The organism is Pseudomonas sp. NFPP04, from assembly GCF_900113815.1.
GTDB classification, from domain to species: Bacteria; Pseudomonadota; Gammaproteobacteria; order Pseudomonadales; family Pseudomonadaceae; genus Aquipseudomonas; species Aquipseudomonas extremorientalis.
This window is the reverse complement of record NZ_FOQS01000001.1, coordinates 44,920-71,308: the sequence shown is the minus strand read 5'-3', so window position 1 is coordinate 71,308 and position 26,389 is coordinate 44,920. Positions and strand designations below refer to the sequence as shown.

Below are 26,389 nucleotides of genomic sequence, written 5' to 3'. Positions count from 1 at the left end.
AAACATCCTTTCCGAACGAAGTTATATGGTTGTGTACAGGCTATCTCGCTATAGAAGCTGGCGTGTAGCCAGAAGTTCCAGCTAATAACGCAGGCATTTCACGAAATTTTCACGAGTCGAAGCTTCTCACAACGCCCGGATATTTCCATAGTGTCGGTAGGATATTTCTTAGGTGATACACATCACCGCTGGTCCAGAACTGTGCCGGTGCTGGATTGCCGACGGCCAACAGGTCGCGCTCACCCAGCAAACGCTTGAGTTGACGGGCCACGGCGGCGCCGGTGTCGATGAGGATAATGCTGGGGGGCAGCATCTGCGCCAAGAGCGGCCTGAGGAAGGGATAGTGGGTGCAGCCGAGGATGATGGTGTCGCAACCGGCGCTGAGCAGCGGGTCGATATACCCCTGCAACAACTGGCGCAAGGCCGGGCTGGTCAGGTCACCGCTTTCAATCAGCTCCACCAGGCCCGGGCATGGCTGGGTGATGACCTTCACATCGGTAGCGAAGCGGTCGAGCAACGCGGCGAACTTGGCGCTTTGCAGCGTGCCGGTGGTGGCAAGCACCCCAACCACGCCGCTGCGGGTGGCTGCCGCCGCCGGTTTGACAGCAGGTTCCATGCCCACCAGCGGCCAATCGGGAAAATCCCGACGCAGATCAGCCACGGCGGCAACCGTAGCGGTATTGCAGGCAATAACGAAGGCTTTGGCGCCCTGCGCCTGGAAAAATGCCGCCACCTGCCGGGAGCGCTCAAGGATAAACGCCGGGCTTTTCTCGCCGTAGGGGATGTGCCCGCAATCGGCCACGTACAGCAGTGATTCCTGGGGCAATAGCTGCTGGATTTCATCCAGCACGGTCAACCCGCCGATACCGGAATCGAACACACCGATCGGCGCGCCCTTAACCATGTGGCGCCCCGCACACAGTGCAACCGGGGTCACGCTTGACGCGCAGCTCGCGAAAACGTGTGGCCAAGGCGTCGATCAGCAACAAGCGTCCCACCAACGGCTCACCGAAACCGGCCAGCAGTTTCAAGGCTTCCAGGGCTTGCAGGCTGCCGACCACACCGACCAGTGGGCCGACCACGCCAGCCTCACTGCAGGTCAGTTCGGTATCGCTGCCGTGCCCATACAGGCAGTGATAGCACGGGCTCTCGGCGCGACGCGGGTCGAACACCGACAGTTGCCCTTCAAGACGGATCGCAGCGCCGCTGACCAAAGGCTTGCCGGCACCGACACAGGCCGCGTTGACGGCTTCGCGGGTGGAGAAGTTATCACTGCAATCAAGCACCACGTCTACCGCTTCGACCGCCGCAGCGAGGGAATCGGCATCCAGCGCACTGCGATGGGCCACCAGTTTGATTTCAGGGTTGAGGGCGGTCAGGCGACGCAGGGCCGAGTCGACCTTGGTCTGCCCGACGCTGTCGGTGTCATGGATGATCTGGCGCTGCAGGTTGGTCAGGTCGACCGTGTCGAAGTCCGCCAGATGCAACTCGCCGACGCCGGCGGCAGCGAGGTACAACGCAACGGGCGCACCCAGGCCACCAAGACCTACGATCAGGGCACGGCCGTTTTTCAGGCGAAATTGGCCGTCTATGTCGACATGCTGCAACAGAATCTGTCGGCTATAGCGCAACAGCTCCTGATCGGTCAGCACGGCCGGCGCCCCAGGGTGATGCGTTCGTGGCCACCGAGGTCGATGCGGCTGTGCACTTCTTCGAAACCTTCACTCAACAGCAGGTCACGCACCGCCGGGGCCTGGTCGTAACCATGTTCCAGCAGCAACCGCCCACCGGCATTCAGGTGGGCCGGGGCCTCCTTGATGATCAGGCGCAGGTCGTCCAAGCCATCATGACCGGCCACCAGTGCGCTGGCTGGTTCGAAACGCACGTCGCCGGCCACCAGGTGCGGATCGTTGGCGGCAATGTACGGCGGGTTGCTGATGATCAGGTCATAGCGATGACCTTGCAGCGCGCTGAACCAATGGCTGTTCAGCACCGTAGCGTTAGCGAGGTGCAACCGCTGGCGATTGCGCTCGGCCAGGGCCACGGCTTCCAGCACACGGTCGACGGCGGTGACCTGCCAGGCCGGGCGTTCGCTGGCCAGGGCCAGGGCGATGGCGCCGCTGCCGGTGCCCAGGTCGAGGACCTTGGCGAGGGTGGCGGGCAACAATTCCAGCGCGGTTTCCACCAGCAACTCGGTATCTGGCCGCGGGATCAGCGTGTGAGGCGCGACCTCCAGGTCCAGCTTCCAGAAGCCTTGTTGACCGAGGATATAGGCCACCGGCTCACCGCCACGACGGCGCTGCAGGTAGCCGGCAAAGATCAGCGCATGCTCGCTGCTGACGATTTTCTCGGGCCAGGTGTGCAGGTAGCTGCGGGACTTGCCCAAGGCAGCCGCCAGCAACAATTCGGCATCCAGGCGTGCCGTGGGCGAATCGGGCAGGTCGGCGGCGCGCAGCAGGCTGGCGATGATGGTCATTTATTCACCTATCGCGGCCAGTTGATCGGCCTGGTATTCGGCGAGCAACGGTTCGATCACCGCGTCCACACCACCGGCAAGGATCTCGTCCAGGGAGTAAAGGGTGAGGTTGACCCGGTGGTCGGTGACCCGGCCCTGGGCAAAGTTGTAGGTGCGAATGCGCTCGGAGCGGTCGCCCGAACCCACCAGCAACTTGCGCTCGCTGGCAATCGCGTTGGCGGCGGCGCTGGTCTGCTGGTCATTGAGCTTGGCCGACAGCCAGGACATGGCCCGCGCACGGTTCTTGTGCTGGGAGCGCTCTTCCTGGCACTCCACCACGATGCCCGACGGCAAGTGGGTGATGCGGATCGCCGAGTCGGTCTTGTTGACGTGCTGGCCACCGGCGCCCGAGGAGCGGTAGGTGTCGATGCGCAGGTCGGCCGGGTTGATCTCGATGGCCTCCTGTTCGTCCGGCTCGGGCAATACCGCCACCGTGCAGGCGGACGTGTGAATACGACCTTGGGATTCAGTCGCTGGAACCCGCTGCACGCGGTGCGCGCCGGACTCGAATTTGAGCTTGCCGTAGACGTTGTCGCCCTCGACCCGCGCGATCACTTCTTTATAGCCGCCGTGTTCGCCTTCGTTCTCCGACAGGATCTCGACGCGCCACCCGCGACGTTCGGCATACCGCGAGTACATACGGAACAGGTCGCCGGAGAAGATCGCCGCCTCGTCGCCGCCGGTGCCGGCACGGATTTCGAGGAACACGTTGCGCCCGTCGTTCGGGTCCTTGGGCAGCAGCATGCGTTGCAGGTCGCCTTCCAGCTCGGCGAGTTTTTCCTTGGCTTCGCGGACTTCTTCCACGGCCATTTCACGCATGTCCGGGTCGCTGTCCTTGAGCAGTGCCTGGGCACCTTCAAGGTCCGCCTGCACTTTCAGCAGGTTTTTATAGGTGGCGACCACGGGCTCAACTTCGGCGTATTCCTTGGAATAGGCACGGAATCTGGCCTGATCGGCGATGATCTCGCCATCGCCGAGCAGGGCGGTCAGTTCTTCGAAACGGTCCTGGAGCACGTCCAGTTTATTGAGCAGTGACGCTTTCATTGCGGTTTTTTATCCGAAGAGCTATCTGACGCGCCCTCACCGAGGGCAAAGAGTTCCTGGGCCATGGCCAGCGCATCGAGGCGGCCTTCGGCGGTAAGCTTTTTCAGTTGCACGCTGGGTGCATGCAGCAATTTGTTGGTGAGGCCACGGGCCAGTTGCATCAGCACTTCTTCGGCGCTGCTGCCATTGGCGAGCAAGCGCTGGGCCTTGATCAATTCCTCGTCGCGCAGGCGTTCGCCTTGCTGACGATAGGCCTTGAGCACGTCCACCGCCGCCAGTTCGCGCAAGCGCACCATGAAGTCTTCGGCGCCGGTGCTGACCATTTCCTCGGCGGCCTGGGCAGCACCCTGGCGGCTCTTGAGGTTTTCGGCGACCACTTCGTGCAGATCGTCGACGCTATAGAGGTAAACGTCGTCCAACTCGCCGACTTCGGGTTCGATATCCCGGGGAACAGCAATATCCACCATGAAGATCGGCTTGTGCTTGCGCAGCTTCAGCGCGCTCTCGACCGCGCCTTTGCCCAGGATCGGCAGTTGGCTGGCGGTGGAGCTGATGACGATATCGCTGCGTACCAGCTCCGCCGGAATGTCCGCCAGTAACACCGCATGGGCGCCGAACTGCTCGGCGAGGATGCTCGCGCGTTCCAACGTACGGTTGGCGACCACGATACGCTTCACGCCCAGGTCATGCAGGTGGCGGGCGACCAGGGTGATGGTCTCGCCGGCGCCGATCAGCAGGGCCTGGCTGCGTTGCAAGTCACTGAAAATCTGTTTGGCCAGGCTGACGGCGGCAAACGCCACGGACACCGGGTTTTCACCGATGGCAGTGTCGGTGCGCACCTGCTTGGCGGAATTGAAGGTGGCCTGGAACAGCCGCCCCAGCAGCGGGCCTACTGTGCCGGCCTCGCGCGCCACGGCGTAGGCGGATTTCATCTGCCCTAGAATCTGCGGCTCGCCCAACACCAGCGAATCGAGACCGGCCGCCACACGCATCATGTGACGAACTGCCGCATCCTCTTCGTGCACATAAGCGCTGGCGCGAAGGTCATCGAGGTCCAAATGATGGTAATCGGCCAGCCAGCGCAGTACGACATCCGCTGAAAGATGCTCCTGCTCTATATAAAGCTCGCTGCGATTGCAGGTCGAAAGGATCGCAGCTTCGCGACTGTCGGTGAGCCGGCAGAGCTGCTGCAGGGCCTCAACCAACTGCTCCGGCGTAAACGCCACGCGCTCGCGCACGTCTACGGAGGCAGTCTTGTGGTTAATACCGAGTGCGAGGAAGGCCATTCAATATCGCTGATGATGTCGGGAAGCCGACAATTGTCCTACTTCGAAAGATTCAGAACAACCACCGTCGTCTATTGTCCTAATGCCTTGTGTCTATAAAGGCATCAACTGAGACTCGGTTATGTTTGGCCGAAGGCTTGTGTCATGATGATCCGACCGCAGGTTAGTCGTCCTCTTCCTATATGAATAGATCTTCCGCGTTGCTCCTCGCCTTTGTCTTTCTCAGCGGCTGCCAGGCCATGGCCCCCGTGTCGCCGGACGGTACGCCACCGGTGGAAGACAGCGCCCCCGCCCCTGAAAAGCCCAAGGTTTATTCTTCGTTCACCGAAGAAACGGTGTACAGCCTGCTGACTGCGGAACTGGCCGGCCAACGCAATCGCTTCGACATTGCGCTGGACAACTACGTGACCCAGGCCATCAACACCCAGGATCCGGGGATTTCCGAGCGAGCCTTCCGCATCGCCGAGTACCTGGGGGCCGACCAGGCTGCGCTGGACTCTTCGCTGATCTGGGCGAAAAACGCCCCGGACGACCTGGAAGCACAGCGGGCGGCAGCCATTCAACTGGCACGCGCCGGGCGCTATGACGACTCCATGGTCTATATGGAGAAAGTCCTGCAGGGCAAGGGCGACACCCATTTCGACTTCCTCGCGCTGTCGGCTGCCGACACCGACCAGGACACGCGCAATGGCCTGATGAAGAGTTTCGACCGCCTGCTGCAAAAGCACCCGAAGAACAGCCAGCTGATTTTCGGCAAGGCGTTGCTGCTGCAACAGGATGATGAAGCCGACGCCGCACTGAAGCTGCTGGAGCAGAATCCGCCGGAAGAAGGCGAAATCGCCCCGATCCTGCTGCGTGCACGCCTGCTTCAGAACCTCAACCGTGGCAAGGAAGCGATTCCGCTGCTGGAAAAAAGCCTCAAGAAGTATCCGGACGACAAGCGCCTGCGCCTGACTTACGCCCGCATGCTGGTCGAACAGGACCGCATGGAGGACGCCAAAGTGCAGTTCGCCAACCTGGTCCAGCAATACCCGGACGATGACGAATTGCGTTATTCCCTGGCACTGGTCTGCCTGGAAGCCAAGGCCTGGGACGAGGCCAAGGGTTACCTGGAAGAGCTGATCCAGCGTGAAAGCCATGTAGATTCGGCACACCTGAACCTCGGGCGCATCGCCGAAGAGCGCAACGATCCGCAAGCCGCCCTGCTCGAGTACGCCCAGGTCGGCCCCGGCAACGACTACCTGCCCGCCCAACTGCGCCAGGCCGATATCCTGATGAGCAACGGCCGCACCGACGAGGCGGAGAAACGCCTGGCCGCCGCGCGGGATGCCGAACCGGATTACGCGATCCAGCTCTACCTGATCCAGGCCGAAACCTTGTCGGCCAACAATCAGGGCGAGCGCGCCTGGAAGTTGCTGCAACAAGCGTTGCTGCAATTCCCGGACGATTTGAACTTGCTATACACCCGCGCCATGCAGGCGGAAAAACGCAATGACCTGGCGCAGATGGAAAAAGACCTGCGCCTGATCATCAAGCGCGATCCGGACAACGCCATGGCCCTCAACGCCCTGGGCTACACCTTGTCCGACCGCACCACGCGCTACGACGAAGCCAAGGTGCTGATCGAGCAAGCCCACAAGCTGAACCCGGAAGACCCGGCCGTGCTCGACAGCCTGGGCTGGGTGAATTACCGCCTGGGCAACCTGGACGAGGCCGAACGCTTGTTGCGCCAGGCACTGGAACGCTTCCCCGACCAGGAAGTCGCCGCGCACCTGGGCGAAGTGCTGTGGGCCAATGGCAAACAGCGTGAAGCACGGCAAATCTGGGAGAAATTCCTCAAGGAACAACCCGAAAGCCCCATCCTGCGCGGCACCATCAAGCGCCTGACCGGATCCGAGACCCTTTAAACCTATGTTTTTGCGCCATGTTGTTATTTTCAGCTTCATCGCCCTGCTCGCCGGTTGTGCGGGCATCGGCAGCCGCGAATCCGTTGAAGGCCAGGGCAACCCGGCGCAATGGAAGCAGCACAAGGACCAGCTCAGCAGCATCGATGGCTGGCAGATCGAAGGCAAAGTGGGGGTTCGCGCGCCGAAAGACTCCGGCAGCGGCACCTTGTTCTGGCTGCAGCGCCAGGACTACTACGATATTCGCCTGTCGGGTCCGCTGGGCCGTGGCGCCGCACGCCTGACCGGCCGGCCGGGGCAAGTCAGCCTTGAAGTGGCCAACCAGGGCCGTTATGAGGCGACCTCGCCGGAAGCGTTGCTGGAAGAACAGATCGGCTGGAAACTGCCGGTGTCTCACCTGGTGTGGTGGGTCCGTGGCCTGCCAGCGCCTGATAGCAAGAGTCGCCTGAGCCTGAACGGCGACAGCCGCCTGGCCAGCCTGGAGCAGGATGGCTGGCAGGTCGAATATTTGAGCTACGTGGAGCAAAGCGGCTATTGGTTGCCCGAGCGCGTCAAGCTGCATGGTCCCGACCTTGATGTCACGCTGGTGATCAAGGACTGGCAACCACGCAAACTGGGGCAATAACGTGTCCGTACAAAAATTGACCCTGCCCTCCCCGGCCAAGCTCAACCTGATGCTGCACATTCTCGGTCGCCGTGAAGATGGCTATCACGAGCTGCAGACGTTGTTTCAATTCCTCGACTATGGCGACGAGCTGACCTTCGCCGTGCGCGACGATGGCGTGATCAGGCTGCATACCGAATTCGAAGGCGTGCCTCACGACAGCAACCTGATCGTGAAGGCCGCAAAAAAACTTCAGGAGCAATCCGGCTGTCCGCTCGGCATCGATATCTGGATCGATAAAATCCTGCCCATGGGTGGCGGCATCGGTGGTGGCAGCTCGAATGCCGCGACAACTCTGCTGGGTCTGAATTACTTGTGGCAACTGGGTTGGGACCATGATCGCCTCGCCGCGCTGGGCCTGACGCTGGGTGCCGACGTCCCGGTTTTCGTGCGTGGGCACGCGGCTTTCGCCGAGGGCGTGGGGGAGAAACTCAGCCCGGAATACCCCGAGGAGCCGTGGTATGTCGTGCTTGTTCCGCAAGTATCTGTAAGTACAGCAGAAATTTTTTCAGATCCGTTGTTGACACGTAACTCTTCTCCCATTAAAGTGCGCCCCGTTCCCAAGGGAAACAGTCGAAATGACTGCTTACCGGTTGTAGCAAGGCGTTATCCAGAGGTACGTAACGCTTTGAATTTGTTAGGTAAATTTACCGAAGCAAAATTAACCGGAACTGGAAGTTGTGTGTTTGGGGGCTTCCCAAGCAAAGCTGAAGCTGATAAAGTCTCGGCCCTTCTTACAGAGACCCTTACAGGGTTTGTAGCAAAGGGAAGCAACGTTTCGATGTTGCATCGCAAGCTGCAAAGTCTGCTCTAAAGGAATCGAGTGTCAGGCACTCGTTGCAACAGATACAGGGGCGTCGCCAAGCGGTAAGGCAGCAGGTTTTGATCCTGCCATGCGTTGGTTCGAATCCAGCCGCCCCTGCCATTTTCCTATACTCATCCAGGTTACCCTCAGCCTCTAGGTACTGCGCGTGTCCAAGATGATGGTCTTTACGGGGAACGCCAACCCCGATCTGGCTCGACGTGTCGTACGTCAGCTGCATATCCCTCTCGGTGACATCTCTGTCGGTAAATTCTCCGACGGCGAAATTACAGCCGAGATCAATGAAAACGTTCGCGGTAAAGACGTCTTCATTATTCAGCCGACTTGCGCTCCGACCAACGATAACCTGATGGAACTCGTCGTGATGGCTGATGCCTTCCGCCGCTCCTCAGCGACTCGAATCACAGCTGTAATCCCTTACTTTGGTTATGCCCGTCAGGATCGCCGTCCGCGTTCCGCACGTGTGGCCATCAGCGCGAAAGTCGTTGCTGACATGCTGACCGTGGTAGGCATCGACCGTGTTCTCACGGTTGACCTGCACGCTGACCAAATCCAGGGGTTCTTCGATATTCCGGTAGATAACATCTACGGCTCCCCCGTATTGGTGGATGACATCGAAGACCAGCGCTTTGAAAACCTGATGATCGTGTCCCCGGACATTGGTGGCGTCGTGCGTGCACGGGCCGTTGCCAAATCCCTGGGCGTGGACCTCGGGATCATCGACAAACGCCGCGAGAAAGCCAATCACTCTGAAGTGATGCATATCATCGGTGATGTCGAAGGGCGTACCTGTATTCTGGTTGATGACATGGTCGACACCGCCGGCACCCTGTGCCACGCGGCGAAAGCCTTGAAAGAGCACGGTGCGGCCAAAGTCTTCGCCTACTGCACACACCCTGTGCTGTCGGGCCGAGCGATCGAGAACATCGAGAATTCCATGCTGGACGAACTGGTGGTGACCAACACCATCCCGCTGTCCGCTGCTGCTCAAGCCTGTTCGCGTATCCGTCAACTGGATATCGCACCGGTTGTTGCCGAAGCGGTTCGCCGCATCAGCAATGAAGAATCGATCAGCGCGATGTTCCGCTAAGGGTAAAACCTTCGGCACATCCTACTGACGAAAAGCGCCCCGCCCCGACATTCTGTTGGGGCGGGGCTTTTTTGCCCATGTCGAGGCCGGCGCTGGTCGCAAACGCCGCTCGATGATGGCTATTTTGGAGATACAAAATGACTGACTTTACTCTGAACGCCCAAGCGCGTACTGACCTGGGGAAAGGTGCGAGCCGCCGCCTGCGTCACGCCGCCAACATCCCAGCCGTTGTATACGGTGGTAACAAGCCTGCTGAATCCGTGACCATCCTGGCCAAGGAAATCGCCAAGCTGTTCGAAAACGAAGCGGCCTACAGCCACGTTATCGAGCTGAACGTCGACGGCGCCAAGCAGAACGTCATCGTTAAAGCGATGCAGCGTCACCCTTCCAAGCAATTCATCATGCACGCTGACTTCGTTCGCGTTGTCGCTGGTCAGAAACTGACCGCTATCGTGCCAGTGCACTTTGTTGGTGAAGAAGCTCCGGTCAAGAAAGGCGGCGAAATCTCGCACGTTGTGAACGAAGTTGAAGTAACTTGCCTGCCGAAAGACCTGCCTGAGTTCATCGAAGTCGACCTGTCGGCCGCTGAAATCGGCACCATCGTTCACCTGTCCGACCTCAAAGCTCCTAAAGGCGTTGAGTTTGTCGCACTGGCTCACGGTGATGACAAAGCAGTTGCCAACGTTCACGCTCCACGCGTTGCTCCAGAAGCTGAAGAAGGCGCTGCAGAGTAATCCACTCTGTATTGCCGGAGCTTGAGGAAACATCGCGGACCGAAACGTAGCGAGAAAGCGGGCGATAACGCGGCGTTTACTCTTGAGTAAATGATGTAGTGTCGTCCACTTTCGCCGCACTCAGGTCTGGCGATGTTATCCACAACTCCAAAGGAAGGGCCCCTGTCGTGACTGCCATTAAACTGATCGTTGGCCTGGGAAATCCAGGCGCCGAATACGAACAGACCCGGCATAACGCGGGGGCCCTTTTTGTTGAGCGCATCGCCCACGCACAAGGTGTAAGCCTTGCGGCCGATCGCAAATATTTCGGCCTGACCGGGCGCTTTTCGCACCTGGGCCAGGATGTTCGTCTGCTGATTCCCACCACCTACATGAACCGCAGCGGCCAGGCTGTCGCGGCGCTTGCGGGCTTCTTCCGGATCAAACCCGAAGAAATCCTGGTGGCCCATGACGAACTGGACCTGCCACCCGGCGTTGCCAAGCTCAAGCTCGGCGGCGGGCATGGCGGGCACAACGGCCTGCGCGACATCATCGCGCAGCTGGGTAATCAGAATAATTTCTACCGCCTGCGGCTCGGCATTGGCCACCCAGGCGTCGCCAGTATGGTTTCAAATTTCGTCCTGGGTCGTGCGCCACGCGCCGAACAGGAAAAACTCGATGCCAGCATCGACTTTGCCCTCGGCGTGCTGCCGGATATCCTCGCCGGTGAATGGAACCGCGCGATGAAAAACCTGCACAGCCAGAAGGCCTGACTCTTACCGAGGGGAAACACCATGGGATTCAATTGCGGCATCGTCGGCCTGCCCAACGTCGGCAAATCCACCCTGTTCAACGCCCTGACCAAGTCCGGTATCGCAGCGGAGAACTTCCCCTTCTGCACCATCGAGCCCAACAGCGGTATCGTGCCGATGCCGGATCCACGCCTGGACGCCCTGGCGGCCATCGTCAATCCCAAGCGCATCCTGCCGACCACCATGGAATTCGTCGACATCGCCGGCCTGGTCGCCGGTGCGTCGAAAGGTGAAGGCCTGGGCAACAAGTTCCTCGCCAACATCCGCGAGACTGATGCCATCGCCCACGTGGTCCGCTGTTTTGAAGACGAGAACGTGATCCACGTCTCCAACAGCGTCGACCCGAAACGCGACATCGAGATCATCGACCTGGAACTGATCTTCGCCGACCTCGACAGCTGCGAGAAGCAACTGCAGAAAGTCGCGCGCAACGCCAAGGGCGGCGACAAGGACGCAGTGGTCCAGAAAGGTCTGCTTGAGCAACTGATCGCGCACTTCACCGAAGGCAAGCCGGCACGCAGCCTGATGAAGAACATGGGCGCTGACGAGAAGGCCGTGATCAAGGGCTTCCACCTGTTGACCACTAAGCCTGTGATGTACATCGCCAACGTCGCTGAAGACGGTTTCGAGAACAACCCGTTGCTCGACGTAGTCAAGGCCATCGCCGACGAAGAAGGCGCCATCGTGGTGCCGGTGTGCAACAAGATCGAAGCGGAAATCGCCGAGCTTGATGACGGCGAAGAAAAGGACATGTTCCTCGAGGCCCTGGGCCTGGAAGAACCTGGCCTGAACCGCGTGATCCGCGCCGGTTACGAAATGCTCAACCTGCAGACCTACTTCACCGCCGGTGTCGAAGAAGTCCGCGCATGGACCGTCAAGGTCGGTGCTACCGCACCACAGGCTGCAGGGGTGATCCACACGGACTTCGAAAAAGGGTTTATCCGCGCCGAAGTGATTGCCTACAACGACTTCATCCAGTTCAAGGGTGAGGCCGGTGCCAAGGAAGCGGGCAAGTGGCGCCTGGAAGGTAAGGAATATATTGTTAAAGATGGCGACGTGATGCACTTCCGTTTCAACGTGTAAGTATTACCTGCCCTCTAAACAGTAAAAAAGCCGATGCTTAGCATCGGCTTTTTTGTGGGCGACTATTTATATATCGCACCGATTAAAAGTTTAAGCCAAACATCCAGAAAGCTTCAGACTTCTCCTATCGCCTCTTTGGCCGTTAGCTAAAACACAAAGCATCAATATTAGAATACAACTTATCTTACGCAGCCTGAGGTACATAAAGACCCAAGGAGCACGTGACAACCGTCTTAAAATTCTATCTACTGAAGCGAGCCTTCGACAGCATTACCTGCAATGACGTAATAGCAATTATGGAGTTATCATTCGATGTCGGCGCTCGACCACATGGAAAATGAGACGGAGTTATACCTGATTGACGACCCCGATATTAGAAGCATGTTGGGTAGCACGGCTACGTTTAACATCGATATCTTATTACTAGGGGAAACCGGCACTGGCAAGGATACATTGGCTCAGCGAATTCATCATCTATCCGGCCGGCGGGGTAACTTCATCGCCGTAAACTGCGCAGCTATCCCTGAAAGTCTCGCCGAAAGCCAATTGTTCGGCGTCAACAGCGGCGCTTATACCGGCGCGATACAATCACGCGCCGGTTATGTCGAGGCCGCCCACCTGGGCACGCTGTACCTGGATGAAATCGACAGCATGCCACTGAGCCTGCAAGCCAAATTGCTGCGCGTACTGGAATCACGCGGCGTGGAGCGCCTGGGTTCGACCCGCTTTATCCCGGTGGACATGCGCGTCATAGCGTCAGCCCAGCATTCGTTGCACGAAATGGTAGAGCAAGCCACCTTTAGGCGCGACCTGTACTTCCGCCTGAACGTAGTCAACATTCAGCTACCTACCTTGCGGGATCGACGCGACTGTATCGTTTCACTGTTTCTGGAGATGATCCAGAAAGAAGCAGAATATTTCAAACTTCCTGCCCCTCCTCCACCCGAGAGCCTGCTGCAGCAGCTGTTCGCTCACTCTTGGCCGGGCAACGTTCGCGAGCTGCGTTCAACGGCGAAGCGATTTGTATTAGGACTGCCAGTGCTCTCAAATTCGCCCACGCCCCACCAGGACAAAAAAACAAGCCTGAAGTCAAGTCTGCAGCAAATAGAGAAAATGCTGATTGAGGCGTCTTTGCGCCGCCATGGATACTGTGTAAATACAGTGGCCACTGAATTAAGTGTTTCCAAGCGTACGCTGTACCACAGGATCAAACATCTGGAAATTTCACTGGCGTGAGGCCAATGTCGTTCGTTTTCTGACTAAAAGGCCACAGTGTTTTAATCATAAACATCCCTGGAATGCCTAGCCTATCAAGGCATTGGCTGCATACATAAATACACTCATTGAAATATACAATTAGAAACATTTAATCCCGGCGCACAGGGAACCCAACCTTCTCGACAGCCACACAGATAACACCCAAGCAATTATATGCTGGGATAACTAAACTCAAATATAGCTAGGAGATCATATGACTAATCCAGTCGGTCAAGGCTACGCTCCCAATTTCCAATACCCTGGTCTAAGTGACGCAGAGGCGGAGAGTAAAATAATAAAGGAGAAGATCCTAAGAGACACCTTAGATAATAACTGGCTAGGCGCCGAGATGAAAAACGTTAACGACATGCTACAAAAAGCCAAAGGTCAGTAAATAATCAGTTGATCTACCGGTTGCCTCTTGTCCCTATGGACAAGAGGTAACCCTGTTGCCAGCCTAAAGGTCACTACATCTGCTCTCATACAAAGTTACTTTACGTAATCAATGAGCCCACATGCCATGCGAATAAAAGAAACTTACTTTTCAGATCAGTCCGATAGCGATGGCGTTACCTACTCAGCATCTGAGCAACCAGTTTCCGGTAGTGATGCTAGTTTTTTTTCATCAATGCTTGAAGGCTCAAGCGATGCGAAGGCAGTGCCCTCAAGGTCGGCTGCCCCGCAGCTTTTTATTGAGGCATCCAATCAGCTCAGCGCCTCAATGAACCGTTTTACCAAACTGGTCCGCGCACCTAAAAAAGAGCTGGATTTTGAAGTCTACAAAACGTTCCCTCGCGACTTCTTCAACGCACAACTTACTCCACATCTATTGACGAAATGCCTCGCCAAGACGACCCAAGGCCTCGACAAAATATGTAACCTGCAGTAATGACAATGAGCCCTTCTCTCCTTGCCGTCATGTTCATTGGTATTGTATCCCTATTAGGCGGATGCAGTGATCGCGTGGAACTTCATCGCCAGCTCTCCGAACAGGAGGCAAATGAAGTCGTTGCCGAATTGGCTGATAAACATATTCGTGCCACCAAATTTCCGGCCAAGGACGGTGTTGTCATCACGGTTAACACCGCTGATATCGGGCGTGCCGTAAGAACGCTGGAAGCCGTAGGACTACCCAGAGTCGCGCGCACCACGCTGGGGGATACATTCCGCAAGGAAGGGGTAATTTCAACGCCGCTGGAGGAACGGGCACGCTACATCTATGCCTTGTCCCAGGAACTTGAGGCCACCTTGTCCAACATTGACGGCGTCATCGTCGCACGCGTGCATGTGGTACTGCCTGAACGCATCGCTCCGGGGGAGCCAGTACAACCGGCATCTGCTTCTGTATTCATCAAGCACGATCCACGGCTGGACCCCGATAATATCAGAGCACGGATCCGCAGATTGGTGGCGAGCAGTATCCCTGGCATGTCTACGGCAGTGGACAACTTGCAGAAACTCTCGGTGATATTCGTGCCTGCGGCGATTTACCAGGAACCTCAACGGCTAGTGTACTTCGGCCCTTTCCTGGTGCCCGGGGATGATCTCGGTTTCTGGCAAACCAGCATGATCGTTTTACTACTCGGCATGGTCTCGCTACCGCTCGCCATATTGTTCCTATACAAACGGCGTCAAAACGGTCTTCATCAGGCGGGCTCAACCGACAAATCAACGGTTTCGACTCATGACGCCTAGTCTCGACCATCAGTTTCATGAACACCTGTCGTGGGCGCGATGGTGGGTGTATCCCTGGCAATCTGCCCACGAAGACTGGAAGGGCGAAGAGTACACTGTGATTGAAACGCTTTTTCGTAGTGGACAGTCAGCACCCGACAACCTCTCAGGTTATGCAGCCTGTTTGCCCGTTGACCCACACCCCACAGTAATCCGCCTGGTTCTGGCCTCGAGGGAACAACTCAACCTAATGTTGGCGTTGGTTCACGACACCTTTAACCCCCAGGACTCAGCCCTCCTGACTAACATTCATCACCAATGGTGCAGGCGTCTTTCCAAGGCGCTGCCCCCCGTGATGCTGCCGCCCGGTTCTGACCCGCTACAACTGCTCTATAGCTGGGTAGAACCCGCGATCTGGCAGCGTCTTAGATTGCGATTCCCCCGTAAATGTGTAATCGAGATTGAGGCAAAACACCCTCTGCACGGAATCACAGGTAACCGACTCGACACACTCTGGCAGGCCGTCGTATGGCGCGCTACTACATCGGAGATGTGATGACATGCCCACCGCAGACACACGTGAGGAGTTCAACAATGTTATGCCGCTCCAACATTGAGTTATCCGGGCGCTCGTCTAGCGTGCCACGCAACATAATCCCTCGGGAAGAGCTAGCAGACTGGAAGCATGCTAATCAGTTGTTGCGTGACACAAGCATTCAAGCTGAGGAGTTGATCAGGTGTGCAGAAAAACAATGTGAGGAGTTGCTGGAAAAGGCCTCGCTTGAAATCTGGCAACGCGCCGACGCTCAGCTCAAGCGGTGGGAACGTAGTAGGCAAACGATGTGCGACAACTTAGAGCATTACGCCACCCAGATCACCAAGCAGGCTATTGGTAGCCTGCTTGACGAGACTGTAGCCTCCCAACGAGTGGCAGCCCTCGTTAAGCAATTGCTGAAAAGCCAAGTCGATGAAATCAGCGCGACACTAATGTGCCACCCACATGACCTTACAGAAGTAACGCACTGTTTAGCCCATCATGGGAGCACGCTCTGGAAGCTTACCGCCGACAATTCAATCCACTCCCAAACACTTGTATTGAAGACAGACGAAGGAGATTTCCGAATCAGCTGGCACGACATGCGCAACGCTCTTTACGAACAAGGCAAAGATCGTTGGATCGATGTCTGACCTCGCGACGCTCCAGTCGTTTATTAATATTCCCTATTTAGCAATGAATTTTCCACTCACTCGACAATCATCAGTCATACAGGTAGATCATGGACTTCTATAGCACCTTCACTTCAGAAGTTACAAGAATCCGGAAGAACGCTGACAAGGAATTCAAGTCTTTTTTCAGTGAAGCGTCACCCGACAATTGGGATGGCGAACTTTTTTTCAGGTTGGCACTTAACAAAGAGATGGCCAATTCGTTTGATCAGGATCACGCAAAACTTGTCAATCAGTCACTCAAAACTACCATTGATTTTTTCACGTAAATGAACCATTCAATTGGCAACTGGCTGTGCAACAAAGAAGAACAAATGACATTATTTGAAGAGGACGGTGACGTCACCTTGACCAATCAGACAAACGTTCTGTTGCTTGGCGCCGAACTGACTTCAACTCGAACTGACGGCGTCGCTCTACAGTATTGGGCGCGCCTGGGTACCGCCAATCTCGCGCATTTCCAGCGGGCACTGGCTCAGAATCGAAACACGGGTGCGCTATGGCTTACTCAGCGTCTGAAAGGCGAACTGATGAGGCGCATGTGCTCAACCGTGTGGTCGCCTTGCTCAATCAGCGCGATACATGGCGAGCCATCTTCGCACGTCTTGGGCGCCCCTCCCTGAGCGTCAAGCCCTTCCCACTACGTTCACAGTTGTACTAACCAGAGCACTTTCCATGAATAACAAGACCCGCGAGCGCAGGAGTCTGCGTTTTTATTCGTCCGGCGTTTTATCAAAATGCGCCCTTTGGTGCAGCCTTTGCCTGCTTTGCTCGCTATTGATCCCGCTAAGCAGCACGTTGGCTGCCGTTCCCGCAGAATGGAAAAATACCGCCTACGCCTACGAGGCGGAGCACAAACCCCTACGAGACGTACTCGAGGACTTCGCCCAAACCTTCGGTACTCAATTGCAAATCGAAGGCCTGCTGGAAGGCAACGTCAACGGCAAGATCCGCGCGAATACTCCTCAGTCACTGCTGGACAGACTAGGGATTGAGCATCGCTTTCAGTGGTATCTCTACAACAACACCCTCTACATCAGCACGCTGGACCAACAGGACTCCGCGCGCCTGGAAGTCTCGTCGGAAACGATCAGCGACCTCAAGCAGGCGCTGACTGATATCGGACTGCTCGATAGCCGTTTCGGCTGGGGAGAATTACCGGAAGATGGCGTGGTACTTGTCTCCGGCCCCAAGCGCTACATCGAACAGATCAAGCAGTTCAGCAGTCAACGCCGCTCAGCGGATGAAAAACAGAGCGTACTGAGTTACCCGCTGAAGTTCGCCAACGCAGCTGATCGCCAAGTGGACTATCGCGGCGAAAAACTCAACATCCTCGGCGTCGCCAGCATTTTACGAGGGTTGCTGGAACCACGTTCTGGCTCAGCACTCTCCGCCCTGAGCCAACGCCCCACGCACCAGCCTGCTTTTATCACGCCAAACGTACCTCGGCTGGGCAACCCGCTGCTGGGCCAAATGCTCGGTGCAAACGGCAACACAGGGCAAGTGGACGCAGGGCCGGCGCTGCCCCCACGAGCACCGGTATCCGGCGGCCGAATACGCGTCGAAGCCGATGTGCGCAACAACGCTGTGCTGATTTATGACTTGCCTGAACGCCAGGCCATGTACCGCGAGCTAATCAACCAGCTCGACGTCGCGCGCAAGCTGATCGAAATCGATGCGATCATTCTCGATATCGATCGTACGCAGTTGCGCGAATTCGGGGTGAACTGGGGCTTCCAGAACAGCCGCTTCAAGGTCAACATGGCACCCGGTACCTCATCGCAATTGTCGATTAAGAACCGTGACCGTTTCTACGCCGATATCCGCGCGTTGGAAACAAAGGGACTGGCAACCATGGTCTCGAACCCTTCAGTGCTCACCCTGGAAAACCAACCAGCGGTAATCGACTTCAACCGCACCCAGTACCTCAGTCGTGGCACTGAATACGCAACAATTTTGCCGGTCACCGTGGGCACCAGCTTCCAGGTGGTCCCCAGGGTTACCACCAGTCGCGGCAGTCACCAGATCCATTTGGCAGTGGACATTGAAGATGGCAATTTCGACGAGTCCAACCCTGACCCCAACCACCTTGATGTCCGCCGGGGCAAGGTCAGCACCCAAGCCGTAATGGCGGAAAAGCGCTCGCTGGTGGTTGGCGGTTTCCAGGTCACTGAAAGTGCCGACAAGCAAAGCAAGATTCCCCTCCTGGGCGATATCCCACTGTTGGGCAAAGCGTTATTCTCCTCGACAGAACGCCAGAACAATCGGCGCGAACGCTTGTTCATCCTCACCCCACGGGTTATCGGCGACCAGGACGATCCGTCGCGTTACTTGCCACAAGCTGACCAAGCCGAACTGCAAGCCGCCCTCGCACCGCTGGCAAGGCGCTACTCCCCCCATCAACCGGTAGTAAAACGCAGTGACATCATTACTACCCTGGCACATCTGGTCAGTGGGGAAGTGCCCAAACCTTTCAAGGCGGCACCGATGCCCCTGGGACTGAACACTTTATGCAGCACCCGAGATTTGCTCGCGCTGAATACCGGACGCAGCCAATGGTACGCAGGCCCGGAATTCAACGTAGCGGTGGTGGTGTTGCGCAACCAGTTCAAACGTAACGTACGTATCGACGAGAAAGAGTGCAGCACCGCGCAGACCCTGGCGGTCACCGTATGGCCGCGTGCGTGGCTCAAGCCAGGTGAAGAGGCCGAAGTGTTTATCGCCATGCGCACCGTGGTGAAGGATGAACACCTCAGCGTACCCCGCCCTTCCTTGATCACTCCAGCTCAGAAGGCCCAACCATGAAACACAGCCCGTTATGCGTCATCTTGATCGGCCTGGCATTGCTCGTCAGCGGCTGTACGCCCACCTGCAAAGGCGATTCGTGCTCACGCCCGCAATCGACCAAGGACCAGATGGTGATCTGGTGGCCGTCATCCATGCGCGCCGAACCCGGCCCCGCCGGCGAGCGCCCGGACTACCAGACGGTGTCGCTGGAACGATGAGTCGCCAGGAAATGCCTGACGATCAACGCCAGGTGTTTCTGGACAGTCTGGTGAGTGGCTCTGCCACTCACCAGACCCTTGTACCCGGTAGTGTGTGCACTGCGCGCAGGGAACCGCCCCGGCATTGCCTTGCAGGCCGGCCAATTGCAACCCGTGTCGGAGCGACGCTTTGAGCAGGCACTGGCATTCGATGGGTGTTTTGTTTACCTAGACGCCCAGTACACGCTGGTGATCTGGCACGCACTGCCTGCAACCCACAGCACGCTGGACAGAATCCTTAGCCGGATGCTTTAACTGGCCAACCTGCAAGCCTTGGACATTGGCTCAAGCCGCTGATCAACGGCGTTCAAGCTCCGGCAGTTCGAGGGTTTCGCGCTTGGCTTCATCATCGAGTTCGCGCAAGGTGCGGTAAATCAGCGCCACCGCCTGCAAGGTCTCGCGAGGGATGCTTGCTCCCAGCTTATTCGTGTAGAGCGTGCGAGCCAGCCATACACATTGGATCACCGGCACATCAGCCGCCTTGGCGCGCTGGATCAGTTGGCGGGCCTCAGCATCCGTGCCTTTGCTGACCAGCAAGGGCAGCGGCGTTTTACCTGGGCGGTAGTACAAGGCGACTGCAAAGTGCGTCGGGTTGACCACCAGCATGTCGGACTCTTCCAGTTTGGGCAGTTTGACCTTGGGTTCTTCCTGAGCCAATTGATACGCCAGTGAACGCCGCTGGCCTTTGACGTGAGGGTCGCCCTCCATCTCCTTGTACTCTTTGACCACCTCGACCTGGGTCATGCGCATGCGCTTGGCGAAGAAGTGCTTCACCATGACGAAGTCGATAAGCGCCAGTACCAGCAGCATGCCAAGGCAGGCATGCAGCAAGTGGCGAAACAGCGCTATCAATGCCAGTAGGTAACTTTGCAGATCACTGGTAGCCAAGTTGATCAGCGTACCCAATGAGGGCCAGATCACCACATACAGAATCAAAGCGATAAGGCAGGCTTTCACGATGCTCATCAGTAGGTTCATCAACTGTTGGGCAGAGAACATTTGCTTGACTTGACTGAGCGGATTGAGGCGGTTGAAATCCAGCTTCAGGGTCTCTGGTGCAAACAGCATCCCGAACTGCATCCAACTGCTGATCAGCTTGGTGGTAATTGCCATTGCGGCCATCAGCAGAGCGAATGAGAAAAACACCACCATCCCTTCAAGCAGCACCTCCTCCAACGCTCGCACAAAAGGCTGAGTCAAACGTGATATCGGCAGCAGCATCAGTTGCTGGAAGCGTTGCAGGCTAGTCTCGGCAGTGAACAGGGCAATCTCGCTGATGGCCGTCAACGCCAGCAGCTTTGACACATCCTGGCTTTGGGCGACCTGGCCTTTCTTACGCTGGTCACGCAGTTTCTTGGCTGACGCCGGGTGCTTTTTTTCGCCGGAATCACTCATGGGATGGCGACCTTGATCAGCAGCCTCAACGAGTGTTTAAGATCGCCCAACAACCCCATGCGCCCGATGATCAGGTCCTGCAACAGCGCAAAGTAGAGCAAGAGGATACCTATTCCCGCCAGGCTCTTGACCGGTGGTGCCAACGTACTCACTTGTAACTGCTGGCTGTAAACCCCAAGTAGCGCGATGCCGAACTCCAGCAACAACAGCACCGCAATAAACGGTGCAGCGTAGAGCATCATGTGCCTAAAGGTGTCGCCCAACAGGTCGATGAATACGCTCATGCCATTTGCCGCCGGCAGCGGGAACCACACCGTGGGTGGCCAGATCAGGTAACTGTCCCAGATCACTTGGGTCAGCGTGCCCAACCCCAGGCTCACCATCAGCAGAAAAATCGCCAGCTGCTTGAACAAGTGTCCGATCGGCGTCGCATCCGGCCCCAGCGATGGGTTGAGCTGCCCACCGGCCAAAGCGCCGCGCTGGTTATCGAGCAACGCCCCCACTGACTCAAACATCCAGAACGGCATCGACAGCAGCACACCCATCAGAATCCCCAGGGCCACCTCCTTGAGCACCAGCGCACTCAGCAGCATCGCGGAATAATCCTGACCTGCCAGCGCCGCATGAATACCCGGTGCAGGTATCAATGCCAGGACCATCACGATGGTATGCCGCGGCATGCCCTTTATATGCTGAAAACAGAACGCCGCCACCAGGATGCCACAGGGGTAGATACGCGCCATGCCGACCAAAAGGCTGGGCAAATACTCGAGATACAGCAGCACGGGCAGAGTCTCAGTTCAGGGCCGATCGGCCGATCATGTCAAAGGTCAGGTTGATCAGTTGGATCAGCTCCACGCCAATCCAGCGGCCGGTCATGATCAACGTGATACCCACCGCCACCAGCTTGATGCCGAAGGGTAACGTCTGGTCCTGCACCTGCATCAACGCCTGTACCAGAGACGTCATCACGCCCACCACCACCGCCACGATCAACGGCGGTGCCGATAGAACAACCACCAACAGCATGCCCTGCTTGAACAGCACAATGGGTTCCATAAGCCACTCAGAGATAGGAGAGGAACAGACTGTCAAGCAACCGTGACCAACCGGACACCATCACGAACAACAGTAATTTGAGCGGCAAGGAAATGGTCATCGGCGAGACCATTTGCATGCCCAACGCCAACAGTAGGTTGGAGACAATCAAGTCGATGACAATGAAGGGGATATAGATCAGGAAGCCGATCTCGAACCCCGCCTGCAGTTGCGACAGCACAAACGCCGGGATCAACAGAATCAAGTCTTCGCGTTGCACCTCCCGGGCCAGTTGAGCGGGCCACAGACGTGACGTGTTTTCCAGCAGATGTGTCAGCACATCCGGGTCGACGTTACGCAACATGAAGGCACGCAACGGTTTAATCGCTTCACTTCCCGTCTGCAGAAGCGTCTGCACATTGCTCAGGTCCAGCGGTGCGGCTTTGATGTTCTCAGCTATTTCATACCCCACCGGCGCCATGATAAATAGCGTGGTTGCGAGCGCGATGCCATTGATGGCCATGCCCGGCGGCACCTGCTGCACACCAATGGCGTTACGGGTGATCATCAGCACTATCACGATCTTCAGGAACGCCGTGCAGACGATCAACAGCATGGGCATCAATGACAATGCCGCTAAAAAGACCGCCAGGACTAAGGGGTCCAACCCCTGAAGTATCATCGGCCGAACATCACACGGGATAACTGCAAGCCCAGACGCCCGTCGACTTCAACCAACTGTCCCTGGCCAATCGGTCGATCGCCATAATAGAGGCCAGCCATGCCTGGCGCATAACCGGCGATGCCCAGCACCGCGCCCGGCGCGAGGTTACGCAACTCGCCCAGGGTCAAGTTCAACGTGCCGCAGCGCACGTTCAGCGCCATGCTCAGTTCGTCGAACGGCTCGTGACCGAATACGTCCATCACAGGCTCATCACCCTCATCCCCAGCGTAGTCGGGGGCTAGATATTCTTCGTCCACAGACGTCTCCTCAATTGAAGTAAGGGTCAGGCCTAACGGCCCGCTGTCATCGTCAATGCGCCCATACAGTCGCTGTGTGCCAACCTGTAGGTAGCCGCTGCCCTCGGCCACAAAGAAGCTCTGCTCAAGCACCAGCACATCACCAGTGCGCAGGCTGCGTACCTGGGCGATCGGCAACTGCAGGCGCCCCAGGGTCACTGCAATGGTCAACCGAAACGACGCGGGCATCGGTCGGGCCGTGGCGCGCCATGGGCCGGCGTCGCACAACACCAGAAAACTCTCGGGAGCCAGCCACACATACCCTTCGACCCGGGCTTTACCCAGGGCCACACTGAGCCGGCAGCCAAACGCCTTGGGGAGTTGTTCGGCCTCCAGCAATCGCACATAGCCCAACACGGCTTTCACCTGAGGGCTCAGGTAAAACTGGAACAACGCCCAAAACCAGGAATCCGGATCGTTGCCGGAGGGGGCTAACGTCACGGGGCATTCACCCAGCAGGCTGAGCAACGGCCCAGCTTCAGCGAGAGCCAGCACGCCACACGCGGTTTCGAAGAACATCGCCTGGCCACCGGCGGGAGCACGTCCAGGTTCGAGCAGCATCTGACCTGCCTGCCCGGCCACATGGAACACCAAGCTCATGCCGCGTCCCAGTCGACGTCGCGCAGCAGCTATGTCGCCGTTGATCGAAGGTAATGTCAAAAGCGGCACTATCATGTGCTGCCGATAGTAGGTAGAGACAGGCTGACCGACCGCCCCAGCGTCAGTGCAAACCGATCTTCACACTGTTGCCGTACGCCGCTAAGCCAGCGTGCGGTCGCCTCCTCTTGCGCTTCCAGATCGATACTCCAGCTACTCTGTTCGCGGCGCACACTGGCGTTGATCCGCCCCAGGCGGGGCAAGTACAACACAGCTTGGAGCGGCCACTGCGAAGTGGCCTGCAGACGAGGCACCAGTTGCTCGGTCAGCGCCTCAATCATGGCCGTGCCGCCCGAGGCTTTTGTTCCCCGCAGGGAACCTCGATCGCCTGCCCCCTCATCGTCACCGGCCCAGAACTGGGCGAACAACCGCGTCAATTCCGCCGGCACCACGCCCGCAGTTCCCGGCTCTCGTTCCTCTCGTGACTCATTCGAGCGTGGGCGTTCAGCAGGTTTGTCTGATACCTGGTTCATGTTGGCTCCTGTGCCAGTAAAAGAGATAGTTCCTGGAGTTTTTCCACCTGTCGCAGGCAATCGGTCACCTTTTTCTGAGCAGTGCCAACGCGGGCTTGCTTGTCTTCCCGCTGGTCTTGCAATGCCGCCAATTGCCCCATTTCTCTGCGGGTAGTGGCGGACAACGAGCGCTCCTGAGCACTCCAGGATTTCAGGGCCTTAAGGGTCAATACCTGACCCTGATGCTGATCGAGCAATTGAGTACTTCGTCGAGCCTCCTCCTGCCGAGTCTGCTCAAGTGCATCCTCGGCCTGCCGGATATGCGCAAACAGCGCCTGTTGGGCCCGCTTGGCCTCACGCAAGGCACGCTCTGCCCGGTCCGCTCGGTGGCGGCGCAGGCGTCGCAGCGTCTCGACTTCACCGAGCAGCACATCAGAATGGGACATAGGCAGTCAGCTCCTTGAGTTGATCCAGTGTCGCGGTCATCGGCGAAGGCTCACGCAAGTCCTGGCGCAAGAAACCATCGACAGCCTGGCGACTCTCCACGGCAAGGTCGGTCAGGGCATCACTTCCAGACTGGTACTCCCCCAGCTTGAGCATCAGCTCGATCTGCTGATACGCCGACAACAAACGTCGCAACGCAGTACCCGCCTGGATATCCGCAGGCTCGGCGACGTTGCTCAAGATCCGCGACAAGCTCGCCAGCACATCGACCGCAGGATAGTGCCCACGCTCGGCCAACTTACGGGACAGCACGATATGACCATCGAGCAACGAGCGAACTTCATCAGCCACCGGGTCGTTCATGGAGTCCTGCTCGATCAGCACCGTATAGATCGCCGTGATCACGCCCTCATTTGTTAACCCGGCGCGCTCTACCAGCCGCGGCAACAGGCTGTAGACAGAAGGAGGAAGGCCGCCGCGACCAAGGGGTTCGCCAGCCGCCAGGCCGATTTCACGCTGGGCCCTGGCAAAACGGGTCAGGGAATCGATCAGCAGCAACACACGCTTGCCCTTGCGGCGAAAACCTTCAGCCAGCGCGGTCGCCGTAAATGCTGCACGTGCTCGCTCCATGCTGGAACGATCGGACGTGGCACACACCAGCACCGCCTTGGCACGCAGTTGTGCATCGAGCTCATGATCAAGAAACTCGCGCAGTTCGCGACCCCGTTCGCCGATCAGGCCAAACACGATGACGTCGCACTCCACGTTACGGGCGATTTCGGCCAACAGGGTTGTTTTGCCACACCCTGCCCCCGCGAACAGTCCTACACGCTGTCCTTCGCCCAGCGTCAGCAAACCATCGATCGAGCGAACACCGGTTGCCAGTGCACGGTTGATCCGTGGCCGTTCGGTGGGCAATGGCGCCTCACACAGGACTGCGCTGGTATCCGCCAAGTCAGCTTCGACAAACGCGCTGGGCCCATCTCCCGCGATCGCCCGCCCGAAACCGTCCAGCACCTGGCCCAGCAGTGCCTCGCTGACCCGTACCCGATGGGATACCCCTAGGCGCTCGACACCAGCGCCCACCTGTACACCTTCCAGGTTGCCCAAGGCGCTGAGTACGGCATCCTGCTGGTCAAAACCGATGATCTCGGCGAGCATGCAGTCGCCTGGCCTTTTCTCCACCTGGCACAAATCCCCGATACGCGCCTGGGGCAATCGGCACTGCAGCAACATGCCATTGACACGCTGGATCCGCCCACGCATCGACACGGGCGCGAAGGCGGCCAACGACTGGACCTGATGCTGGTGCCAAGCGTCGAGACGCGCCTGTACTTCCGTGCTCACCAGCGCACCTCATAACGCTGCGCGCCGTCGAACACCACTTTGCCATTGTCGATCAGCACCAGGCGCAGGCCATCCACTTCATCACCAACAAACAGCCGGCTACCTTCCTCCAGCACGACGTGACCATTGGCTCCTCCCACAATCTGCACAATCTTGAACGGCAAGGCTCCATCGCGCGCGCGCACACGGCTGATCACCGGTACCGCGCTGTCGTATTGTTCGCCAAAACGGTTGAGCATGCGTGCGACCAGCTCTACATCGTCCTGGGAAACGTCGCCATCGAGCGCGACCTGGCCATTGATCACCTGCAAGTTGACGCGCTGGCTCAACTCGCGTTCGTTGAGCATCTTCAACAGCTGTTGGCGCACGTCGAACGGTGAGGCCAACGCCTGCTTCTGCACCACTGGCGGCCTCAAGGACGCCTTGGCCTCCGGGTCCCCGGTGTAGGCCATGCCCACCACGATGAAGATGACCGTTATCGCCAGCACCAGGCTGACCAGGCGCTTTTGCTGGGAGTGGGAGATGGTAGACAAGTTGAGTTGCCGCGCCGGCTCATTGAGCGCGGGCGGTGCTACCGGTGCAGGAGCGGGTGATTGAGGCCAGGGCTCATCGGCCAGACTGACACACAGACGCACGCCTCCCACTGAAAATACATCGTTGAGCGCCAGACGCGCGATCTGAGCCAGCACCTGACCATCAGCCCCGCGCAACAACCCGGCCTCGGCCTGCACCGACCAGTTCGCATCAATGAGCCTCAGCCTTGCATGCTGCTCGGCGATACCAGGATCGTGCAGTAACAGATCGGCGTCGGTGTGAGCACCGATGCTCCACTGCTCCCCAAACAAAGGCAGCGCTGCCCCCTGGTGCAGTCCATCAAGCACGCGTAACTCAAACATCATC

At 57.9% G+C, this 26,389-nt stretch carries 28 protein-coding genes, 1 tRNA gene and 1 pseudogene; 16 read left to right on the top strand and 14 right to left on the bottom strand.

Annotation, left to right across the window (positions count from 1 at the left end):
- Nucleotides 1-109 precede the first annotated feature (109 nt).
- Genes murI through hemA form a run of 5 tightly spaced genes read right to left on the bottom strand, consistent with a single transcriptional unit; the run spans nucleotide 110 to nucleotide 4,845 of the window.
- Entirely contained in the window at nucleotides 110-904 is a 795-nt protein-coding gene (gene murI, locus BM017_RS00370; protein WP_071491043.1) for a glutamate racemase, read from the bottom strand.
- Nucleotides 897-1,652 (bottom strand): molybdopterin-synthase adenylyltransferase MoeB, encoded by a 756-nt coding sequence (locus BM017_RS00365; RefSeq protein ID WP_092240589.1) that lies wholly within the window; start codon nucleotides 1,650-1,652, stop codon nucleotides 897-899. The genes murI and BM017_RS00365 overlap by 8 nt, the downstream gene beginning before the upstream one ends.
- The gene (gene prmC, locus BM017_RS00360; protein ID WP_071491041.1) at nucleotides 1,646-2,476 is read right to left on the bottom strand and encodes a peptide chain release factor N(5)-glutamine methyltransferase; all 831 of its coding nucleotides are present in this window, start codon (nucleotides 2,474-2,476) and stop codon (nucleotides 1,646-1,648) included. Before prmC ends, BM017_RS00365 begins: the two co-directional genes overlap by 7 nt.
- Nucleotides 2,477-3,559: a peptide chain release factor 1 gene (gene prfA / locus BM017_RS00355; protein WP_092240587.1), complete on the bottom strand. Its 1,083-nt coding sequence runs from the start codon at nucleotides 3,557-3,559 to the stop codon at nucleotides 2,477-2,479. It abuts the gene before it with no gap.
- A complete protein-coding gene (gene hemA / locus BM017_RS00350) occupies nucleotides 3,556-4,845 on the bottom strand; it encodes a glutamyl-tRNA reductase (protein ID WP_058423108.1) in 1,290 nt (429 codons plus the stop codon). Before hemA ends, prfA begins: the two co-directional genes overlap by 4 nt.
- A 182-nt stretch (nucleotides 4,846-5,027) precedes the next feature.
- Here hemA and BM017_RS00345 point away from each other — a divergent pair, with 182 nt between their 5' ends.
- The 16 genes and pseudogenes from BM017_RS00345 to BM017_RS00255 all read left to right on the top strand — a co-directional run bounded on the left by BM017_RS00345 (nucleotide 5,028) and on the right by BM017_RS00255 (nucleotide 19,391).
- Complete coding sequence (locus BM017_RS00345; RefSeq protein ID WP_071491039.1) at nucleotides 5,028-6,752, top strand: tetratricopeptide repeat protein; 1,725 nt, start codon at nucleotides 5,028-5,030, stop codon at nucleotides 6,750-6,752.
- A 4-nt stretch (nucleotides 6,753-6,756) separates the two neighbouring features.
- Complete coding sequence (lolB, locus tag BM017_RS00340; protein ID WP_092240584.1) at nucleotides 6,757-7,374, top strand: lipoprotein insertase outer membrane protein LolB; 618 nt, start codon at nucleotides 6,757-6,759, stop codon at nucleotides 7,372-7,374.
- 1 nt (nucleotide 7,375) lies between these two features.
- The gene (gene ispE / locus BM017_RS00335; protein WP_071491037.1) at nucleotides 7,376-8,227 is read left to right on the top strand and encodes a 4-(cytidine 5'-diphospho)-2-C-methyl-D-erythritol kinase; all 852 of its coding nucleotides are present in this window, start codon (nucleotides 7,376-7,378) and stop codon (nucleotides 8,225-8,227) included.
- Between the two features lie 36 nt (nucleotides 8,228-8,263).
- Nucleotides 8,264-8,338, top strand: a tRNA-Gln gene (locus tag BM017_RS00330).
- Nucleotides 8,339-8,384: 46 nt separating this feature from the next.
- Nucleotides 8,385-9,326, top strand: coding sequence for a ribose-phosphate pyrophosphokinase (locus BM017_RS00325; RefSeq protein ID WP_003208392.1), 942 nt, complete (start codon nucleotides 8,385-8,387; stop codon nucleotides 9,324-9,326).
- A 137-nt stretch (nucleotides 9,327-9,463) separates the two neighbouring features.
- On the top strand, nucleotides 9,464-10,060 hold the full coding sequence (locus BM017_RS00320) for a 50S ribosomal protein L25/general stress protein Ctc (protein ID WP_092240582.1): 597 nt from the start codon (nucleotides 9,464-9,466) through the stop codon (nucleotides 10,058-10,060).
- 167 nt (nucleotides 10,061-10,227) lie between these two features.
- Nucleotides 10,228-10,812, top strand: a complete 585-nt coding sequence (gene pth, locus BM017_RS00315) for an aminoacyl-tRNA hydrolase (protein ID WP_092240580.1) — start codon at nucleotides 10,228-10,230, stop codon at nucleotides 10,810-10,812.
- A gap of 21 nt (nucleotides 10,813-10,833) precedes the next feature.
- Nucleotides 10,834-11,934 carry a redox-regulated ATPase YchF gene (gene ychF, locus BM017_RS00310; RefSeq protein WP_003171595.1) on the top strand — a complete coding sequence of 367 codons (1,101 nt, stop codon included), beginning with the start codon at nucleotides 10,834-10,836 and terminating at the stop codon, nucleotides 11,932-11,934.
- A 312-nt stretch (nucleotides 11,935-12,246) separates the two neighbouring features.
- The gene (locus tag BM017_RS00305; protein WP_092240579.1) at nucleotides 12,247-13,170 is read left to right on the top strand and encodes a sigma 54-interacting transcriptional regulator; all 924 of its coding nucleotides are present in this window, start codon (nucleotides 12,247-12,249) and stop codon (nucleotides 13,168-13,170) included.
- A 235-nt stretch (nucleotides 13,171-13,405) separates the two neighbouring features.
- On the top strand, nucleotides 13,406-13,585 hold the full coding sequence (locus BM017_RS00300) for a hypothetical protein (RefSeq protein ID WP_092240577.1): 180 nt from the start codon (nucleotides 13,406-13,408) through the stop codon (nucleotides 13,583-13,585).
- Between the two features lie 126 nt (nucleotides 13,586-13,711).
- Nucleotides 13,712-14,080, top strand: coding sequence for a hypothetical protein (locus BM017_RS00295; protein ID WP_092240575.1), 369 nt, complete (start codon nucleotides 13,712-13,714; stop codon nucleotides 14,078-14,080).
- Nucleotides 14,081-14,085: 5 nt separating this feature from the next.
- Nucleotides 14,086-14,886: a type III secretion system inner membrane ring lipoprotein SctJ gene (sctJ, locus tag BM017_RS00290; RefSeq protein ID WP_092241378.1), complete on the top strand. Its 801-nt coding sequence runs from the start codon at nucleotides 14,086-14,088 to the stop codon at nucleotides 14,884-14,886.
- Between the two features lie 573 nt (nucleotides 14,887-15,459).
- Nucleotides 15,460-16,053, top strand: a complete 594-nt coding sequence (gene sctL / locus BM017_RS00280) for a type III secretion system stator protein SctL (protein WP_092240573.1) — start codon at nucleotides 15,460-15,462, stop codon at nucleotides 16,051-16,053.
- 714 nt (nucleotides 16,054-16,767) lie between these two features.
- On the top strand, nucleotides 16,768-18,897 hold the full coding sequence (gene sctC, locus BM017_RS00265) for a type III secretion system outer membrane ring subunit SctC (RefSeq protein ID WP_092240570.1): 2,130 nt from the start codon (nucleotides 16,768-16,770) through the stop codon (nucleotides 18,895-18,897).
- Nucleotides 18,894-19,097 (top strand): HrpT family type III secretion system protein, encoded by a 204-nt coding sequence (gene hrpT / locus BM017_RS00260; RefSeq protein ID WP_092240568.1) that lies wholly within the window; start codon nucleotides 18,894-18,896, stop codon nucleotides 19,095-19,097. Before sctC ends, hrpT begins: the two co-directional genes overlap by 4 nt.
- Before the next feature lie 11 nt (nucleotides 19,098-19,108).
- Nucleotides 19,109-19,391, top strand: a pseudogene (locus BM017_RS00255) (transcriptional regulator).
- Between the two features lie 42 nt (nucleotides 19,392-19,433).
- Here the strand turns inward: BM017_RS00255 and sctU are convergent.
- Genes sctU through BM017_RS00210 form a run of 9 tightly spaced genes read right to left on the bottom strand, consistent with a single transcriptional unit; the run spans nucleotide 19,434 to nucleotide 26,385 of the window.
- Nucleotides 19,434-20,531, bottom strand: a complete 1,098-nt coding sequence (sctU, locus tag BM017_RS00250) for a type III secretion system export apparatus subunit SctU (protein ID WP_092240566.1) — start codon at nucleotides 20,529-20,531, stop codon at nucleotides 19,434-19,436.
- Nucleotides 20,528-21,316 (bottom strand): type III secretion system export apparatus subunit SctT, encoded by a 789-nt coding sequence (gene sctT / locus BM017_RS00245; protein WP_092240564.1) that lies wholly within the window; start codon nucleotides 21,314-21,316, stop codon nucleotides 20,528-20,530. Before sctT ends, sctU begins: the two co-directional genes overlap by 4 nt.
- Nucleotides 21,317-21,326: 10 nt before the next feature.
- A complete protein-coding gene (gene sctS / locus BM017_RS00240; protein ID WP_065888055.1) occupies nucleotides 21,327-21,590 on the bottom strand; it encodes a type III secretion system export apparatus subunit SctS in 264 nt (87 codons plus the stop codon).
- A gap of 7 nt (nucleotides 21,591-21,597) precedes the next feature.
- Nucleotides 21,598-22,251, bottom strand: a complete 654-nt coding sequence (gene sctR, locus BM017_RS00235) for a type III secretion system export apparatus subunit SctR (RefSeq protein WP_092240562.1) — start codon at nucleotides 22,249-22,251, stop codon at nucleotides 21,598-21,600.
- Nucleotides 22,248-23,264 carry a FliM/FliN family flagellar motor switch protein gene (locus tag BM017_RS00230; RefSeq protein ID WP_092240560.1) on the bottom strand — a complete coding sequence of 339 codons (1,017 nt, stop codon included), beginning with the start codon at nucleotides 23,262-23,264 and terminating at the stop codon, nucleotides 22,248-22,250. The genes sctR and BM017_RS00230 overlap by 4 nt, the downstream gene beginning before the upstream one ends.
- Nucleotides 23,261-23,719 (bottom strand): type III secretion system HrpP C-terminal domain-containing protein, encoded by a 459-nt coding sequence (locus BM017_RS00225; protein ID WP_092240559.1) that lies wholly within the window; start codon nucleotides 23,717-23,719, stop codon nucleotides 23,261-23,263. The genes BM017_RS00230 and BM017_RS00225 overlap by 4 nt, the downstream gene beginning before the upstream one ends.
- Nucleotides 23,716-24,144: a type III secretion system stalk subunit SctO gene (locus tag BM017_RS00220; protein ID WP_092240557.1), complete on the bottom strand. Its 429-nt coding sequence runs from the start codon at nucleotides 24,142-24,144 to the stop codon at nucleotides 23,716-23,718. Before BM017_RS00220 ends, BM017_RS00225 begins: the two co-directional genes overlap by 4 nt.
- Nucleotides 24,131-25,489, bottom strand: a complete 1,359-nt coding sequence (locus BM017_RS00215; RefSeq protein ID WP_092240555.1) for a FliI/YscN family ATPase — start codon at nucleotides 25,487-25,489, stop codon at nucleotides 24,131-24,133. Before BM017_RS00215 ends, BM017_RS00220 begins: the two co-directional genes overlap by 14 nt.
- Nucleotides 25,486-26,385, bottom strand: coding sequence for an FHA domain-containing protein (locus BM017_RS00210; RefSeq protein ID WP_170856030.1), 900 nt, complete (start codon nucleotides 26,383-26,385; stop codon nucleotides 25,486-25,488). Before BM017_RS00210 ends, BM017_RS00215 begins: the two co-directional genes overlap by 4 nt.
- Between the last annotated feature and the right edge of the window lie 4 nt (nucleotides 26,386-26,389).